The 17,993-nt window shown below is 66.2% G+C and carries 15 protein-coding genes; 11 read left to right on the forward strand and 4 right to left on the reverse strand.

Annotated elements, in window-relative coordinates; translation table 11 throughout:
- Window positions 1–206: 206 nt before the first annotated feature.
- Complete coding sequence (locus HWX55_RS00290) at window positions 207–2,375, reverse strand: TonB-dependent siderophore receptor (RefSeq protein WP_175973053.1); 2,169 nt, start codon at window positions 2,373–2,375, stop codon at window positions 207–209.
- A 400-nt stretch (window positions 2,376–2,775) separates the two neighbouring features.
- On the opposite strand from HWX55_RS00290, the gene HWX55_RS00295 reads away from it, so the two are divergent.
- Window positions 2,776–3,222, forward strand: a complete 447-nt coding sequence (locus tag HWX55_RS00295) for a hypothetical protein (RefSeq protein WP_175973055.1) — start codon at window positions 2,776–2,778, stop codon at window positions 3,220–3,222.
- 117 nt (window positions 3,223–3,339) lie between these two features.
- Here HWX55_RS00295 and HWX55_RS00300 read toward each other — a convergent pair whose 3' ends face one another.
- Both HWX55_RS00300 and HWX55_RS00305 read right to left on the reverse strand, forming a co-directional pair.
- On the reverse strand, window positions 3,340–4,305 hold the full coding sequence (locus tag HWX55_RS00300) for a PDR/VanB family oxidoreductase (RefSeq protein WP_175973057.1): 966 nt from the start codon (window positions 4,303–4,305) through the stop codon (window positions 3,340–3,342).
- A complete protein-coding gene (locus HWX55_RS00305; RefSeq protein ID WP_175973059.1) occupies window positions 4,302–5,381 on the reverse strand; it encodes an aromatic ring-hydroxylating dioxygenase subunit alpha in 1,080 nt (359 codons plus the stop codon). The genes HWX55_RS00300 and HWX55_RS00305 overlap by 4 nt, the downstream gene beginning before the upstream one ends.
- A 201-nt stretch (window positions 5,382–5,582) precedes the next feature.
- Here HWX55_RS00305 and HWX55_RS00310 point away from each other — a divergent pair, with 201 nt between their 5' ends.
- Window positions 5,583–6,071: a MarR family winged helix-turn-helix transcriptional regulator gene (locus tag HWX55_RS00310; protein ID WP_175973061.1), complete on the forward strand. Its 489-nt coding sequence runs from the start codon at window positions 5,583–5,585 to the stop codon at window positions 6,069–6,071.
- A gap of 69 nt (window positions 6,072–6,140) precedes the next feature.
- On the opposite strand, the gene HWX55_RS00315 is transcribed toward HWX55_RS00310, so the two are convergent.
- Window positions 6,141–6,887, reverse strand: a complete 747-nt coding sequence (locus HWX55_RS00315; RefSeq protein WP_050016225.1) for a TetR/AcrR family transcriptional regulator — start codon at window positions 6,885–6,887, stop codon at window positions 6,141–6,143.
- Window positions 6,888–7,058: 171 nt separating this feature from the next.
- On the opposite strand from HWX55_RS00315, the gene HWX55_RS00320 reads away from it, so the two are divergent.
- From HWX55_RS00320 to HWX55_RS00360, 9 genes are all read left to right on the forward strand, one after another.
- A complete protein-coding gene (locus tag HWX55_RS00320; protein WP_175886680.1) occupies window positions 7,059–8,240 on the forward strand; it encodes an isovaleryl-CoA dehydrogenase in 1,182 nt (393 codons plus the stop codon).
- Window positions 8,241–8,271: 31 nt separating this feature from the next.
- The gene (locus tag HWX55_RS00325) at window positions 8,272–9,879 is read left to right on the forward strand and encodes a carboxyl transferase domain-containing protein (protein ID WP_175973064.1); all 1,608 of its coding nucleotides are present in this window, start codon (window positions 8,272–8,274) and stop codon (window positions 9,877–9,879) included.
- A gap of 19 nt (window positions 9,880–9,898) precedes the next feature.
- On the forward strand, window positions 9,899–10,684 hold the full coding sequence (locus HWX55_RS00330; protein ID WP_175973066.1) for an enoyl-CoA hydratase/isomerase family protein: 786 nt from the start codon (window positions 9,899–9,901) through the stop codon (window positions 10,682–10,684).
- A gap of 36 nt (window positions 10,685–10,720) precedes the next feature.
- Entirely contained in the window at window positions 10,721–12,721 is a 2,001-nt protein-coding gene (locus tag HWX55_RS00335) for an acetyl/propionyl/methylcrotonyl-CoA carboxylase subunit alpha (protein ID WP_175973068.1), read from the forward strand.
- A gap of 522 nt (window positions 12,722–13,243) precedes the next feature.
- The gene (locus tag HWX55_RS00340; RefSeq protein ID WP_175973070.1) at window positions 13,244–13,675 is read left to right on the forward strand and encodes an STM2901 family protein; all 432 of its coding nucleotides are present in this window, start codon (window positions 13,244–13,246) and stop codon (window positions 13,673–13,675) included.
- Complete coding sequence (locus tag HWX55_RS00345; protein ID WP_124504464.1) at window positions 13,675–14,013, forward strand: DUF1493 family protein; 339 nt, start codon at window positions 13,675–13,677, stop codon at window positions 14,011–14,013. Before HWX55_RS00340 ends, HWX55_RS00345 begins: the two co-directional genes overlap by 1 nt.
- 184 nt (window positions 14,014–14,197) lie before the next feature.
- Window positions 14,198–14,401 carry a hypothetical protein gene (locus HWX55_RS00350; RefSeq protein ID WP_175973072.1) on the forward strand — a complete coding sequence of 68 codons (204 nt, stop codon included), beginning with the start codon at window positions 14,198–14,200 and terminating at the stop codon, window positions 14,399–14,401.
- Window positions 14,402–14,443: 42 nt separating this feature from the next.
- A complete protein-coding gene (locus tag HWX55_RS00355) occupies window positions 14,444–16,558 on the forward strand; it encodes a phospholipase C, phosphocholine-specific (RefSeq protein ID WP_175973074.1) in 2,115 nt (704 codons plus the stop codon).
- 197 nt (window positions 16,559–16,755) lie between these two features.
- Window positions 16,756–17,898: a DUF2827 domain-containing protein gene (locus HWX55_RS00360; RefSeq protein WP_175973076.1), complete on the forward strand. Its 1,143-nt coding sequence runs from the start codon at window positions 16,756–16,758 to the stop codon at window positions 17,896–17,898.
- Window positions 17,899–17,993 lie beyond the last annotated feature (95 nt).

The raw sequence follows: 17,993 nt of genomic DNA on the forward strand, positions 1-17,993 counted from the left end.
CCGCATCGCCGTGCCGCAGCGTTGCGTCGCCATCGCGTAGCCAGTCTAAGGGCGCGCGATCGATAGCGGAAATCGCGATATCGGATGGGAGATATTCGAGGGTCCGATGATTGACCGGGCGGGCGCCGCCGCGTTGCGCGGCGACGTGAAGGCGGCAGATGTTGCGCGACCGACGGATGCTACCCGGCGTCGGCCGTGCGAGGCCGTCAGAACGATACCGTCGTCGTCAGCGTGACGAGCCGCGGCTCGCCGACCGCGACGATCAGGTTGCTGTTGCTCGACGGATAGTAGGTCTTGTCGAGCAGGTTCTTCACGTTGAGCTGGAAGCGGGTCGGGAACTTGCCGATCGTCGTTTCGTACGCCGCGAACGCGTCGACGGTCACGTAGCCGGGCAGCGAGAAGCTGTTCGCGGTGTCGCCGGGCCGCGCGCCGACGAGCCGCGCGCCGCCGCCGAAGCGCCAGCGCCCGGGCAGATTCGCGATGGCCGTGTCGTACACCGCGAACAAGCTGCCCGTGTGGCGCGCGACGTTGACGAGCGGCGTGTTGCTGTCGCGATCGTTCGCGTTCGTATACGCATAGCTGCCGATCACGCTCAGGTGGCGCGTGATCTGCCCGGCGACGTCCAGCTCGATCCCGCGCGAGCGCGCGGTGCCGATCGTCGACGTGATGTCGCCAACCGTGACCGCGACATTGCGCTTGTCGATCTGGTAGACGGCGAGCGTGCCCGTGATCGCGGGCTTCAGGCTGAACTTCAGCCCGGCCTCGAGTACGCGGCCGTATTCCGGCGCGAGCGGCGCCGCGACGTTCGACGCGACGTTCGGCTTGAACGAGCGGCTCACGTTCGCGTAGGCGGTCAGCGCCGGCGTCAACGCATACGCAAGCCCGAACTGAGGCAGCCAGACGCTGCCGCGCGAGCGGTCGGCGAACACGAACGGCCGGCCCATCCCCGATTCCTGCTGCCAGTTTTCCCAGCGCAGCCCGCCTACCGCGGTGAGGCGATCGGTGATCTTCACCGAGTCCTGCACGATCGTCGAATACGCATGCACGACCGAGCGCGAATCGCTCTGCTTCGGATTCGGCACGCCGCTCGGCGCGAGCAGGCCGTACACGGGATCGTAGAGATTGAAGCCCGTCGTCGCCTTGCCGCGGATCGTGTCGCCGCGGAAGCTGCGCTGCCGCTCGTATTCGCCGCCGACGTAGATCGCGTGTTGCATGCCCGCGAGCGTCACGTTGCCGAGCAGGCCGAGCGTCGCGATCTGGTCCGAATCGTTGCGCCCGAGGTTCGCATCGGACGAGCGCGTGAGCGCGCCGGTCCTGCTGTTGAACGCGGTGGCGCGGGTGATGTATTGGTCGTAACGGTCGCGGCCCCAGCCGTAGGTCGCGCGTACGCGCCATGCATCGGAGAAGCGGTGCTCGATGCGCGTACGCAGCGTTTCCTGGATGCCGCTGCTTTGCGACCAGGTTTCCTCGTAGCGGCGATAGCGCAGCGCATCGTCGAGCTGGCCGTTGACGAGCACGGTGCCGCGGTCGAACGGCGTCGTGTAGTCGACGTACTGGTAGCTGACGTCGATCGACGTGTTCGCGTCGTGCCACGACAGCGCGGGCGCGATCAGCGCATTGCGTTCGCGGCCGAAGCTGCGCCAGTAGCGGCTGGTATCGTATTCGCCGGTCAGCCGGAATGCGAGCGTGCCGCCCGCGATCTGGCCGGGCTTGCCGAGCGGCCCCGTGAGATCGAACTGGGCGGTGCTGCCGCCATGGTTCGTGCGCGACGCGGAGATCGAACCGCCGAACGTGTCTTCCGGCTTGCGCGTGACGAGGTTGATCACGCCGCCCGGGTCCTGCATCCCGTACAGCAGCGAAGCCGGGCCCTTCAGCACTTCGACGCGATCGATCGTCGCGAGATAGCTGTGCAGCACCGGCGTGCGCACGCCGTCGACCAGCACCGAGCCGTCGTTGTTCGACCCGAAGCCGCGCTTGATGAACGCGTCGCGCGTGCCGCCGAGCGTGTTCGTCTGCGTGACGCCGCTGATGTTGCCGAGCACGTCGTCGAGCGAGCGCGCCTGCTGGTCCTGCATCACGCTGCTGCTGACCACCGCGACCGATTGCGGGATCTCTTTCAGCGCTCGGTCGTCGCCGCCCGCGATGCTCGTCGTGCGCGGCTGATAGCCGATCGTCGGATCGACGGTGGCCGACGCGTTGACGCTGATCGCCGGGAGTTCGTGTTCGGCGGCGGTCGCCGGCGCCGATGCGGGTGCAACGTGTTCGGCGCCGGCCGCATGCGCACCGGTCGCGGCGCACAGGGTGAGCAGGGCAGGCAGGCGCGTGCGCCACGGACGCGGGGTCCGGACACGGCAGGGCGTTCGACGGGATGGCATGAATCGAGGCGGGAAGAGGAGTGCTGAGGATCGTGGCGCGGGCCGCGGCGTTGCGTTGCGTACAGGACGCGCATGATATATGTAATGAGAACCATTTGCAATTGTAATGGGGCGACCGGGCAACCCTTGGCCCCTGGTTGCCGGCCTGTCGGCCGTCTGCTACCGTAGCGGCCAAAATCAGACGCAGTGAAATTCACGAGAGAACCGGGGGCCGCACCATGTCATCTTCCTGTCACGTCGCGCTCGGCGCGACGCCACGCACCGCGCACGACCGCGCGGGCGACGAAGTGATCGCAGCCGTGTACCGCCATTCGAACGATTAAAGCGACGCAAGCGCATTCAGCCGGCGTTGCGCCGGGCTTCGATCATTTCAACCACCACGCTAGACGGGAGACCACCCTTGAAGAAGATTTCCGCGCCATTCGCGGCGGCCGCGCTAGCGGCCTGCGCGCTGCTGACGGGCGTTCACCAGGCCGCGTGTGCGGCTTCGAACGCCGAACCCGCGATCGACGCGCACTACGGCGCGATGATCGAGGCCTATACGCAGGACATGGCCGCCGCGAAGGCGAAGTACGACGGCAAGCGCGTTACGTTCGTCGGCGCCGTGATCCGGATGGGCAGCGACCCGGGCGGCACGTACTTCGGCGCGCTGACGGCCGACGGCGAGCAGTTCGACACGCATTTCGACGTGGCCGACCAGGACGCGCTGAAGCCGAAATTCCCCGGCGGCGAGATCAAGCCGTTCGTCACGTCGGCGGCGTTTCGGTTCAGTTGCGTGAACGAAGGCTATATCGATGCGCCGGTGCTGCCGGGGTTGAAGCTGTCGCATTGCCGGCTCGCCGATTGAGCCGAGCGATGGGCGGGGGCGGCGTGTGACGGTCAGGCGGGTTCGGGTTGCTGCACCATCGATCGTCTTCGTTATCGTGCGGTCGACCGCCGCGTGTCGGGCGGTCCGACTACCGATCTACAGATCGAGTACCAGCAGGTCGGTTCGCGATCGCGAGCAGCACGGCATGAACTGGTCGCCGGCCGCTTTTTCGTCGTCGGTCAGATACGCATCGCGATGATCGGGCTCACCTTCGAGCACGCGGGTCAAGCAGGTGCCGCACACGCCTTGCTCGCACGACGTCAGCACGTCGACGCCGTTCGCCGCCAGCGCCGCGATCACCGTGCATTCGGCCGGCACGTCGATCACCTTGCCGCTGCTCGCGATCCTGACCTGGAAGGCACGATCCGCGCCGGACGATGCGACCGCGCCACCGAAGAACTCGTAGTGCAGCCGTGCGTCGCCCCAGTCGCGCTCGCGCGCGGCATTCAGCACCGCATCCATGAAGCCGCGCGGGCCGCATACGTACAGATGCGTGCCGTCGGGCGCGCCGGCCAGCACGGCAGCCAGATCGAAGCGTTGCGCGGGAGCGCCGTCGTCGACGTGGAAGCGGACGCGATCGCGAAACCCGGCCGCATTGATCCGCTCGACGAAGGCCATGCGATCGGCCGAACGCGCGCAGTAATGCATGTCGAACGGGATGCCGGCCGAGCACAGCCGTTCAGCCATGCTCAGGATCGGCGTGACGCCGATCCCGCCGGCGAGCAACAGATGGTGCGGCGCGTCGGACGCGAGCGGGAATTGATTGCGCGGCACGCCGATCCGCACGGTATCGCCTTGCCGGACTTCGTCGTGAATCGCGCGCGACCCGCCGCGGCCGTCGGCCTCGCGCAGCACCGCGATCTGATAGCGATCGCGTTGCGCCGGGTGGTTGCACAGCGAGTACTGGCGCACGAGCCCGCCCGGCAGATGCACGTCGATATGCGCGCCGGCGTCGAAGGGCGGCAACGGCGAGGCGTCGTCGCTGACGAATTCGAAGCCGCAGATGTCGCGCGCTTCCTGCCACTTGCGGGCCACGCGGACCGTCAATGTCGCGCCGCTCATGACGCTTCCTTGACCTGCGCGACCGGAATCACGGGCCGCTGCGGGCTCGCCGCGTTTTCGGCGGCGAGCAGCCGGTCGATCACCTTGCGCGACAGCACGCCGCCGGCATCGATGTTGAGCTTGAGCAGCGTGCGCTCGGGCCACTGCTCGAGATTGCGCTGCTGTCGCTCGAGCATCTCGAGATCTTCCGCGAAGATCTTGCCCTGGCCTTCGCGGATCTCGGCGGTCAGCGCGCGATCGTCGGGCCGGAAGTTGCGCGCCATCCCCCAGAAGTACCAGATCGACGTGTCGGTCTCCGGCGTGATGAAGTCGACCACGATCGACGATGCCTTCTTGTTCGCCGGCGCGTCGTAGCCGCCGTGGCCCGCATGCGCGACGCCCACTTCGATCATCACGTGGCTCGGCGGCGTGAAGCGGCAGATCTGCCAGCGGTCGACCGGCACGTCGTCGGCGAGCCCGTTGCCGCGCAGCGCCATCCGCCAGAACGGCGGCGGCATCACGTTCTCCATGAAGCGGCTCGTGACGACCTCGTCGCCATGGCTCACCGTCTTCGGCGGCGCTTCGTCGATTTCCTTCTGGCCGATGCTCGACGCATGCACGTAGGTCTCGTGCGTGAGGTCCATCAGGTTGTCGATCATCAGCCGGTAGTCGCAGCGGATGTGATACAGGCCGCCGCCGTGCGCCCAGGCCGGATCGTCGGCCCACGCCAGCGCGGGCAGCTTGGCGGGATCGGCTTCGGACGCGTCGCCCGGCCACACCCACACGAAGCCGTACCGCTCGACCGCCGGGAAGCTGCGAATCGGCGGGAAACCGCCGACGCGCTGGCCCGGCATGCCGGCCGTCTTGCCGTTGCAACCCATTTCGAGCCCGTGATAGCCGCACACGAGCACGCCGTCGCGCACGAAGCCGAGCGACAGCGGCGCGCCGCGATGCGGGCAGAAATCCTCGAGCGCGGCCACCTGGCCGTCCGCCGCGCGGTAGAACACCATCGACTCGTTGCAGATCTTGCGGCCCAGCGGCTTGCCGTCGATTTCATCGGGCGTGCACGCCACGTACCAAGCGTTCTTGAGAAACATGTTCTTTGTCTCCTTCGGGACGGTGCCGCCGGGGATGCGGCCCGATCTTCATTCCGTGTACTGAATGAGATTCAGTGTACTCATTGAGATTGGCGGAAACAAGGCGAGCGGTATACTGGTTTTCCCGGGAAATGGCGCGACGCAGCGCCATGCCGATGGCGCGCGCAACCGGCGTGTGCCGCCTATGTCATCGACTCATTCATGGAAAAAACGAATCCCGCCGACCTGCCGGCTTTCCCGATCGACCTGTACGACGAACCGGGGCACCTGATCCGGCGCGCACACCAGATCGCGGTCGCGATGTTCTACGAGAAGCTGGGCCGGGACGTGACGCCCGTGCAGTACGCGGTGCTGCGGATGCTGTACGAGAATCCGGGGCTCGACCAGGTGACGCTCGCGCAGCGGGTGGCGCTCGACACGTCGACCACTGCGGATCTCGCGGTCCGGCTCGAAGCGAAAGGATTGATCGTCCGCGAAGTGCTGCCGCGGCGTCAGCGGCGTCTGTTGTTGACGCCGGCGGGCGTCGAGCTGCTCACGCACCTGATTCCGTCGGTGAAGGAACTGCGTGCCGGGCTGTTCGACGGAATGGGCGAAGATGATTCGCAGGAACTGATGCGGCTGTTGCGCAAGTTCGTGCATTTGAACAACGAGCAGAGTCGCGCGCCGCTGCGCGTCAGCGAGGATTCGTAGTGGCGCCGCGCCTGGTGCTCCGCCCGACGAGAAGCCGCGGCGGGACAGCGGGCGTGCCGCTCATCCGCGTCACGCGCGTGACGCTTCCCCTTCCAGCCGCCGCACCGCTTCCGCCACTTCATTCCTGAAGCGCACCAGCGCCGCCTGCTCCGGCGCCGGCGGCTGCATCGCGGCCCACAGCATGTCGATCAACTGCGTGGCCGTCGTTTCCGTATCGAGCTTGCGGTGCCCGAGGATCGCATCCCACAGCACGTGCTCCATCGGCCCGAACACCATCGAGCGCAGCAGGCTCAGCGGCAGATCCGCGCGAACCTGCCCGGCCGCCTGGCCGCGCGCGAGCACGTCCATCAGCGGCGCCGTGTAGCGGCGCTGCAGCGCGGTGAGTTCGTCGCTCAGCGCATGCTGCTTCGCGCGGCCTTCCGACAGCACCAGCGCGCACAGCCCCGTCCCGTTCACGAGCATCAGCCGCAGGTGCGTGCGCACGATGAACGCGAACTGCTGCTGCACCGATGCGTCCCGCGGCATCCCGTGTTCGAACGCGGCGATGATTTCGTCGTACCAGTCGGCGATTACACGCGCGCACAGCTCGCGCTTCCCGCGGAAATAGCTGAACACTGTCGCCTCCGATACGCCCACGCGCTGCGCGATCTCGGCGGCCGTCGCATGCTCGTAACCCTTTTCGGCGAACACTTCACGGCCGGCGCGCAGAATGTCCTGCACGCGCTGTTGGGATTTGCGCCCGGCGGGTGCGCGCGGCGTGTCGGCGCGGTCGGCTTTGGCGGTGGCGGTCATGGTGTCGGCGGGAGCGGCTGTCATGCTCGCATCATATCTGAGTATCACTCAGAAAACTATTGACGCCGAACCCGGTGAGGCGCGAAACTGTGCAAAATTTACGCTGTATTGGTCAATGAATACCCGTATTCATTCGATTTGAGCGAAACTCAGAAATCGGTGAGTGCGACACACTTTCTGGAAGACGGAGGAGACATGATCAACCTGCCCGGCGTGCAATTCATGCTCGGTGAAGACATCGAGATGCTGCGCGACGCCGTCGCGACGTTTGCGGCGAAGGAAATCACCCCGCGCGCGGCGGAGGTCGACCGCACCGACCAGTTCCCGATGGATCTGTGGAAGAAGTTCGGCGATCTCGGCGTGCTCGGCATGACCGTCTCCGAGGAATACGGCGGCGCGAACATGGGCTACACGGCGCACATGGTCGCGATGGAGGAGATCTCGCGCGCATCGGCGTCGATCGGCCTGTCGTACGGCGCGCACTCGAACCTGTGCGTGAACCAGATCCACCGCAACGGCACCGAAGCGCAAAAGCAGAAATACCTGCCGAAGCTTGTGTCCGGCGAACACATCGGCGCGCTCGCGATGAGCGAGCCGAACGCCGGCTCCGACGTCGTCAGCATGAAGCTGCGCGCGGACAAGCGCGGCGATCGCTACGTGCTCAACGGCACGAAGATGTGGATCACCAACGGCCCCGACTGCGACACGCTCGTCGTCTACGCGAAGACGGACGTCGAAGCGAATTCGCGCGGCATCACCGCATTCATCGTCGAGAAGGGGATGAAGGGCTTCTCGGTCGCGCAGAAGCTCGACAAGCTCGGCATGCGCGGTTCGCACACGGGCGAGCTCGTGTTCCAGGACGTCGAGGTGCCGGAAGAGAACATCCTCGGCCAGTTGAACGGCGGCGTGAAGGTGCTGATGAGCGGCCTCGACTACGAGCGCGCGGTGCTATCGGGCGGCCCGACGGGCATCATGGCCGCGTGTCTCGACGCGGTGGTGCCGTATATCCACGATCGCAAGCAGTTCGGCCAGTCGATCGGCGAATTCCAGCTGATCCAGGGCAAGGTCGCCGACATGTACACCACGTTCCAGGCGTGCCGCGCGTACCTGTACGCAGTCGGCCGTCATCTGGACTCGGCGGGCAGCGACCACATTCGCCAGGTACGCAAGGACTGCGCGGGCGTGATCCTCTACACGGCGGAAAAAGCGACGTGGATGGCCGGCGAGGCGATCCAGATCCTCGGCGGCAATGGTTACATCAACGAATACCCGGTCGGCCGCCTGTGGCGCGATGCGAAGCTGTACGAGATCGGCGCCGGCACGAGCGAGATTCGCCGGATGCTGATCGGCCGCGAGCTGTTCGCGGAAACGATGTAACGCCCCACGTCACGCGAACGGAGCCTCGTCGATGCCGATCATCGAATCGAAACTGAACCCGCGTTCGGAAGACTTCCGCGCGAATGCCGCCGCGCTCGAGGCGGTCGTCGCCGACCTGCGCGCGAAGATCGAACAGCTCGCGCAAGGCGGCGGCCAGGCCGCGCGCGACAAGCACCTGTCGCGCGGCAAGCTGCTGCCGCGCGATCGCATCGCGCAACTGCTCGATCCGGGCGCGCCGTTCCTCGAGTTCTCGCAACTCGCTGCGAACGGCATGTACAACGACGACGCGCCGGGCGCGGGCGTCATCACCGGCATCGGCCGCATTGCCGGCCGCGAATGCGTGATCGTGTGCAACGACGCGACGGTCAAGGGCGGCACCTACTACCCGATCACCGTGAAGAAGCACGTGCGCGCGCAGGAAATCGCCGCGGAAAACCGGCTGCCGTGCGTGTACCTCGTCGATTCGGGCGGCGCGAACCTGCCGAACCAGGACGACGTGTTTCCCGATCGCGATCACTTCGGCCGCATCTTCTTCAACCAGGCGACGATGTCGGCGGCGGGGATCGCGCAGATCGCCGTCGTGATGGGTTCGTGCACGGCCGGCGGCGCCTACGTGCCGGCGATGAGCGACGAGTCGATCATCGTGAAGGACCAGGGCACGATTTTCCTGGGCGGACCGCCGCTCGTGAAGGCCGCGACCGGCGAGGAAGTGAGCGCCGAGGATCTCGGCGGCGGCGACGTGCATACGCGCCTGTCGGGCGTGGCCGACCATCTCGCGCAGAACGACGCGCACGCGCTGTCGATCGCGCGCAACATCGTCGGCCACCTCGCGCCGAAGATCGCGCCGCCGGTCGCGCTGCGCGAGCCGAAGCCGCCGCGCTACGACGCGAAGAGCGTGTACGGCGTGATTCCGGTCGACACGCGCAAGCCGTTCGACGTGCGGGAGGTGATCGCGCGCATCGTCGACGATTCCGAATTCGACGAATTCAAGGCGCGCTTCGGCACGACGCTCGTCACGGGCTTCGCGCACATCTGGGGCCATCCGGTCGGGATCGTCGCGAACAACGGCATCCTGTTTTCCGAATCGGCCGTGAAGGGTGCGCATTTCATCGAGCTGTGCTGCCAGCGCAAGATCCCCCTCGTGTTCCTGCAGAACATCACGGGCTTCATGGTCGGCCGCAAGTACGAGAACGAAGGCATCGCGCGGCATGGCGCGAAGATGGTGACGGCCGTGTCGAACGCGAAGGTGCCGAAGTTCACGGTGATCATCGGCGGCTCGTTCGGCGCCGGTAACTACGGGATGTGCGGCCGCGCGTTCGGCCCGCGTTTCCTGTGGATGTGGCCGAATGCCCGGATCTCGGTGATGGGCGGCGAACAGGCCGCGTCGGTGCTCGCGACCGTGCGCCGCGACGGCATCGAGGCGAAGGGCGGTTCGTGGTCGCCCGAGGAAGAAGATGCGTTCAAGCAGCCGATCCGCGACCAGTACGAGCGCCAGGGCCATCCGTATTACGCGAGCGCCCGGCTGTGGGACGACGGCGTGATCGACCCCGCGCAGACGCGCGACGTGCTCGGGCTCGGCCTCGCCGCGTCGATGAACGCGCCGATCGACGACACGCGCTTCGGCGTGTTCCGCATGTAACGCCCGGGAGGACCGACCGATGCGATACGAAACGATCAAGGTCAGCGAAGCCGGCCGCGTGGCGACCGTCACGCTCGCGCGTCCCGACGTGCGCAATGCGTTCAACGAGACGACGATCGCCGAGCTGACCACCGCGTTCGAATGGCTCGATGCGCACGCAGGCGTGCGCGCGATCGTGCTCGCCGCGGAAGGCGCCGCGTTCTGCGCGGGCGCGGACCTGAACTGGATGAAGAAGATGGCCGGTTACTCGGACGACGAGAACCGCGCCGATGCGCGCAAGCTCGCGCGGATGCTCGAAGCGATTTATCGCTGCGGCAAGCCGGTGATCGCGCGCGTGCATGGCGACGCATATGCGGGCGGCGTGGGCCTCGTCGCGGCGGCCGACATTGCGATCGCCGCGGACGGCGCGAAGTTCTGCCTGTCGGAAGCGCGGCTCGGGCTGATTCCCGCGACGATCGCGCCGTACGTCATCCGTGCGATGGGCGAGCGCGCGGCGCGCCGCTACTTCACGACGGCCGAAGTGTTCGACAGCGCGCGCGCCGCATCGCTCGGCTTCATTCACGACGCGGTGCCGGCCGACGCGCTCGACGAAACGGTCGCGAAGCTGGCCGCGACGCTCGTCGCGAACGGCCCCGACGCCGTGAAGGCGTGCAAGCGGCTCGTCGCCGACGTGGCCGGGCGCGCGCTCGACGCGACGCTGATCGAGCAGACCGCCGACTGGATCGCGAAGACCCGCGCCGGCGCGGAAGCGCGCGAAGGGATCGCGTCCTTCCTCGAAAAGCGCACGCCGTCGTGGCGTGAATGATTGCGTGACCTCAACCTTCCGGACGACATCGAAGCCATGTTCGACAAGATTCTGATCGCCAACCGCGGCGAAATCGCGTGCCGCGTCGCCGCGACGTGCAAACGTCTCGGGATCGCGAGCGTCGCCGTCTATTCCGACGCGGATGCGAACGCGAAACACGTGGCCGCGTGCGACGAGGCCGTGCATATCGGCGGCTCGGCCGCGGCAGACAGCTACCTGCGCATCGAGCGCATCATCGAAGCCGCGCGCGCGACCGGTGCGCAGGCGATTCACCCCGGCTACGGCTTTCTGTCGGAGAACGAAGATTTCGCGCACGCGTGCGAAGAGGCCGGCATCGTGTTCATCGGGCCGCCGGTCGACGCGATTGCGGCGATGGGCTCGAAGGCTGCCGCGAAGGCGCTGATGCACGCGGCCGCCGTGCCGCTCGTGCCCGGCTATCACGGCGACGACCAGGACGCGGCCAACCTGCATGGCGAAGCCGATCGGATCGGCTACCCGGTGCTGCTGAAGGCGAGCGCAGGCGGCGGCGGCAAGGGGATGCGCGTGGTCGAACGCTCCGACGATTTCCCGGCGGCGCTCGCGTCGTGCCAGCGCGAAGCCGCGAGCAGCTTCGGCAACGACCGCGTGCTGATCGAGAAATACCTGACGCGCCCGCGCCACGTCGAAGTGCAGGTGTTCGGCGACACGCACGGCAATACCGTCTACCTGTTCGATCGCGACTGCTCGGTGCAGCGTCGTCACCAGAAGGTGCTCGAGGAAGCGCCGGCGCCCGGTTTGCATGCGGACGTGCGCCAGGCGATGGGCGAGGCGGCCGTCGCGGCCGCGCGCGCGGTGGGCTACGTCGGTGCGGGCACCGTCGAGTTCATCATGACGGGCGAAGCGTTCTACTTCATGGAGATGAACACGCGCCTGCAGGTCGAGCATCCGGTGACCGAGATGGTCACGGGGCTCGATCTCGTCGAATGGCAATTGCGCGTCGCGTCGGGCGAGCCGCTGCCGCTGAAGCAGGAAGCATTGCGCGTGCACGGTCATGCGCTCGAGGCGCGCCTGTACGCGGAGAACCCCGCGCGCGGCTTCCTGCCGTCGACGGGTACGCTGAAGCATCTGCGGCTGCCGGCAGGCGTCGAATTCGACATCGGGGCGGCGGTGCGCGTCGACAGCGGCGTGCGCGAAGGCGATGCGATCACACCGTTCTACGATCCGATGATCGCGAAGCTGATCGTGCACGGCGCGGATCGCGCGGAAGCACTCGGCCTGATGCAGCGTGCGCTGCGCGCGTGCGAAGTGGTCGGCCTGCACACCAACGCCGCGTTCTTGCAGCGGATCGTTGCGTGCGAGCCGTTCGCGATTCCCGATCTCGACACGGGCCTGATCGAGCGCAACCACGAGGCGCTGTTCGCGCCGCAACAGCCGCCGCGTGGGGCGCTCGCACTCGCATGTGCCGCGCTGCTTGCACGCGAACGTGGCGCCGCCGCGCGGGAAGGTGCGTCGCCGTGGTGTTCGCTGTCGGACTGGCGGCTGAACGGCGGCTATCGCCGCACGCTCGAATGGCATGCGACCGATCGCGAAGCGGACGTGACGGTCACGTACGAGGACGACGGCGCCGGCACGCGCATCGCGATCGGCGACGCGGCCGCGCAACCGTTCGCGTGGACGCGCGGCGCCACGCCGCTCGATTTCGACGTGACGCTCGGCGGTGTGCGCAGCAGCGGCCGCGTGTATGCGGACGGCGACACGTTCCACGTGTTCACGCAGGGCGCGGCCGAGACGTTCGAATGGCGCAACCTGCTTGCGCATGCGGGCGACGCGGAGCAGGGCGGCGGCCGCCTGACCGCGCCGATGCCCGGCAAGGTGATCGCGGTGCTGGTCGAGCCGGGCCAGAAGGTCGAAGCCGGTACGCCGCTGATCGTGATGGAAGCGATGAAGATGGAGCACACGATCGGCGCGCCGAGCGCGGGCGTCGTCGCGGAAGTGCTGTACGGCGTCGGCGACCAGGTGGCTGATGGCGCGCAGTTGCTGATGATGGCGGAAGGCTGAGTTGCATACGTGTGAGGGCCGTTGCCGGCTCTCACGCACGGACCATCGTGCCCGTATTATCCGGGCGTCCCCGACGCCGTCCGGCTGCGGATACTTGATGTGCCAGCATCAGGACGACATCTAATTCTTGTGTTGTGATCGTCGCTCTCGTCGCGCATAGACAAAAACAAACAATTTGCGTGTCGCATCTTCCAGATTTTTGAATAATCCCGGGATTCTCGCTGGTGACCGGCCGCTCGACATGCGCTGTCGCGCTGCCTTGCACCGGTTTGCCCGTTGCAACAGTTGTTCAAAGATCGAAACCGGTCCGGTCCGGACTACTTCGCCAAAACGAACTGACTGCTTCGTCTTGTGGAGAAAGGCTGCACGCGATCGGGGCTGCTTCCGCGGGTGTCCGGAAAATCAGACTCGTTTGGAGAAACGGCTGCGCGTTCCTGTCCATGCGCGACATGGCTGCGTTAGCGTACCCGCCGGGATGTGCGGCCCGGTGTCCTGCGCAATGTAGCCGAGAGAAAGACTGAGATGGTGAACAAATATAAGTATGGAATTCACATTGACCTTACCCCGCCAGAACTTTTCTGCCTGATTGTTATCGATGTGGCCTGTGAGGAGTTGGGTATCGATGATGCTGTCGGAATCGCAATGATTTTGTTGGGTCAAAGGTTTGTGCCGACCAGGGGGAAATTCGGCGGAGCGGTCAAGGGAACCTCGATCGCATCCAGGGTATCGAGAAAGGTGTTGCCCTATGAACTCAAGTACAAAATTCTGCCAACGGTAACGTCATTCAGGAGTCTCCTGCTGCTCAAGATCAAATTTACCCGGGAGCTCGGCGCCTTTGTCGGGCGGGCCGTACCGGTGGTCGGTTGGGTCATTACCGCTATCGATATATCGGTCATCATGTATCGCTCGACAGTCACGTACAATGGCTTGGTCAAGCAGGAGGATCGCTTTTAATGGACGGTCGTCTGATAGAGATGGTGCGGGAAGAGGCCGATTCGCCACTATGGGGCGAGCTGGAGCTTACCGAGGACACGGATCTCTGCATCGATCTTGAAATTTCCGACAGGGCCATGTCGAGATTGATGCGGAGATTTTCGGAAACGTTTGGTGTCGATATTTCCGATTTCGACATTGATTATTATTACCCGTCCCGGAAACTGGGATTGGGTCGATTCTTGATGACGGTATTCAGGTCGCCATTCAGCGCCGACGCCAGGGACAAAATACTGGAGCGTCCGCTCACGATCAAAATGATGGAGGCGGCGATTGAAACCGGGCGGTGGACGATGTAGCGGCTCGAAAAAGGGCCAGTCGATGGCGCACCTGCGATTTCCGCACCAACGCGGGGATCTGTCTGCGCGTCGGCTGCTGTCGCGCGACACCGTCGTGTAACAAGTCGAACATAGCATCTCGGCGTCGATATGACCGGCGCGGGTTCGCGTCCGCGTCACGTCATCATCCTCACGGAGAACCGTTATGCGAACGTCGGCCCTACGGCCTTTCGCGATCGTCGGCCTGGTCGTGCTGAGCGCCGTCCTCGGCGCCTGCAACGACGACCTGACCGCACCCGCCGCGCCCGTCGCGCAGCAGAAGGCCGCGTGCGGCGGCGCCGTGGTCGCCACCGCGCAGATGCGCTGCCCGCCGGGTTTCACCGCGCCTGCTTCGTCGCCCGCTTCCTGATACCGGCCGTTTCCACCAGAAATCCCATCAAGAGCAACCAGCATGGCCATCCATTCGCGACGCGATTTTCTGAAGTTCTCGGCCGGCCTCGCCGGCGCGACCGCCGCCACCGCACTGCTGCCGGAATCGATCCGCAAGGCGCTGGCGATCGAGCCGAACACCGTGACGGGCACGATCCAGGATGTGCAGCACATCGTCGTGTTCATGCAGGAGAACCGCTCGTTCGACCACTACCTCGGGCACCTGAGCGGCGTGCGTGGCTACAACGATCGCTTCCCGGTCACGCTGCCGAACGGCAAGCCGGTGTGGTTCCAGCCGCGCCAGGAAGACAAGTCGAGCGTGATCGCACCGTTTCGCTACGACACGACCAACCCGGGCGTCAACGCGCAATGTATCGGCGGCCTGCCGCACACGTGGGCGACGACGCACGGCGCGATCGACAACGGCCGTGCGGACCAGTGGGCCGTGCAGAAGTCGAACATGACGATGGGCTATCACGTTCGCGACGACATCCCGTTCCACTACGCGCTCGCGGATGCGTTCACGGTGTGCGACAACTACTTCTGCTCGATCCCGGGCAACACGCACCCGAACCGCATGTACCTGATGACGGGCATGGTCGACCCGCTCGGCACGGGCGGCGGCCCGCTGCTCGATAACACCGACTACATCGACAACCAGTTCGACAAGGTCCAGCTACCGCCCTTCAACTGGACGACCTACCCGGAGCGGCTCGAAAAAGCCGGCATCTCGTGGCAGATCTATCAGCAGGGCACCGGGTTCGACAATTTCACCGGCAACTACGGCACGAACATGCTCGCGTGCTTCAACAACTTCGTGAACGCGCCGGCCGGTTCGTCGCTGCAGACGCGCGGGATGAGTACGCGCCCGATCACGCAGCTCAAAGCCGACGTGCAGGCGAACGCGCTGCCGCAGGTGTCGTGGCTGCTGCCGCCGGCCGCGTATTCCGAGCATCCGAAGTTCACGCCGCTGTACGGCGCGTACTACCTGTCGACGATCCTCGATGCGCTGACGTCCAATCCGGACGTGTGGAGCAAGACCGTCCTGCTGATCATGTACGACGAGAACGACGGCTTCTTCGACCATGTGGTGCCGCCGTCGGCGCCGACGCTGCCGGGCTCGGGCATGAGCACCGTGGACGTGTCGCTCGAGCGGCACAACGTCGTGACCGCGACGCAAGCCGGTACCTATACGGCCGACAACCTGCCGTACGGCCTCGGCCCGCGCGTGCCGATGTTCGTCGTGTCGCCGTGGTCGAAGGGCGGCTTCGTGTGCTCGCAGGTGTTCGATCACACGTCGGTGCTGCAATTCATCGAGAAGCGCTTCGGCGTGATGGAGACCAACATCTCGCCGTGGCGCCGCGCGATCTGCGGCGACCTGACGTCGGCGCTCGACTTCTCGAAGTCGGATGCGACGCTGCCGACCCTGCCGAGCACGCAGGCGTATGTCGCGCAGGCAGACCTGCAATGCTCGCGCGCGTCGTCGCAGACCGCGCCGGCCAGCACCGCGCAGCAGGTCGTGACCGCGCAGGAACCCGGCACGCGGCCGGCGCGCGCGCTGCCGTACGAATTGCACGTGACTGGCCAGCTGCAGGCGCAAGGCTATGCGGTGACGTTCGCGAATACCGGCACGCAGGGCGCGCACTTCTGGGTCTACACGGGCGACCCGGCCGCGATGCCGCGCCGCTATACGGTCGAAGCGGGCAAGCAGTTGACCGATACGTGGGCGCTCGATGCGAACGGCAACTACCTGGTGAGCGTGTGGGGGCCGAACGGCTATTTCCGGCGCTTCGCGGGTTCGTCCGCCGCGGATGGCGCTGCCAAGCCTGAAATCACGCCGTGCTACGACACCGCGAACGGCGACGTTTACGTGACGATCGCCAATGCCGGTACCGGCCCGCTCACGGTCACGGCAACCGATGTCGCATACGGCGGCGCGGCGCGCACGCTGACGGTCCCGGCCGGGCAGCGCGTCGAAGCGCACTGGGACCTGTCGTGCAGCAGCCACTGGTACGACCTGCAGTTCGCGGTGGCGGGCAATGCCGGCTGGACGCGCCGCATCGCGGGTCACGTCGAAACCGGCAAGCCGAGCATCACCGATCCGGCGGCCGTCACGCCGACGATCGCGGCGATCTGACGACGGCCACCGATGCGACGGCCGGTTGCGTCCGGCCGGCGGGCCGATTGGCGCGGCCCGGCCGGCCGCTGACCATCCCTGACAGTGTGCGGCCGGCGCTCCGCTAGAATGCCGGATTGCCGCCGCTTGACGCGGGCGGCGCATCGCGCGCTACACTGCGCGTAGCCATCCCCGTTCAACCTTCCATCCCGCCGACGATGACGTCTCCTGTCCTGACCGGCCTGCGCATCGGTATCACGATCGGATTGCGTGCCCCCGACGAAAGCCTGTGGATCAACGGCATCAAGCAGAACGCGCTGTTCCTCGCGAAGCTGCTGATGGCGTCGCCGCACGGCTACCGCGTGACGCTGGTCAACACGACCGACGTGCCGCTGACCGACGCGCTGCCGTGGGATCGCAGCGTGTACGACACGCGCGCGTTCGCCGACATGAAGGACGCGCTCGACGTGGTGATCGAGCTCGGCGGGCAGATCGACGGCGAGCAGACGGCCTATCTGAAAGCGCGCGGCGCGAAGCTCGTCAGCTACTGCTGCGGCGTCGAGTACATCAACGCGATGGAGTCGATGCTGTTCGGCCGCCGGCTGTGGGATTCGCTGTTCATCAACCGCGGCTACGACGAGGTGTGGGCGATTCCGCAGATCGCGCCGTCGTCGCTGCCGTTCCTGCAGTCGCTGCGCCGCTGTCCGGGGCGCGTCGTGCCGTTCGTGTGGGATCCGATGTTCCTGACCGAACGCGCGCAGTCGCTGCCCGAGCACGGCGAGTACCGGCCGCGCAGCGAGGCCGGCAAGCGGCTCACGGTGATGGAGCCGAACCACAACGTCGTGAAGTTCTGCGTGTATCCGATGCTGATCATCGACGAAGCGTATCGCCGCGACCCCGACGCGATCTGCTTCACGCACGTGACGAACGCCGATCGCCTCGCGCACGACAGCCCCGAGTTCGTGATGCTGATGAACTACCTGGATATCGTGCGCGCGGGCAAGGCGAGCTTCGTCGGGCGCTTCGATACGCCGCTGTTCCTGGCCGACCTGACCGATATCGTCGTGTCGCACCAATGGTCGAACCCGCTGAACTATTTCTATTTCGACGTGTGCTGGCAGGGTTATCCGCTCGTGCACAACGCGAGTCTCGCGCCCGATCTCGGCTACTACTATCCGGACAACGACGTGCAGCAGGGCGCCGATGCGCTGCTGCGCGCTCTGCATACGCACGACGACGACTGGCAAGCGTATGCGCGACGCCAGCGCGAGATCCTTCGCCGTTACACGTCGGCGAATCCGGCGCTCGTCGCCGAGTACGACGCGCTGCTCGCGAACCTGATCGGCGCGCCGGCCGCCTGAGGCCGGTTTTCCGCGGCGCACGGTCGTTGCGCTCCGCTCGCCTCCCGCCGTCGGGTTTGTCCCGCCCTCATGTCTGACGAAATGATGCCGTTAAA

It is taken from the genome of Burkholderia sp. BCC1047 (assembly GCF_902833155.1).
GTDB classification, from domain to species: Bacteria; Pseudomonadota; Gammaproteobacteria; order Burkholderiales; family Burkholderiaceae; genus Burkholderia; species Burkholderia sola.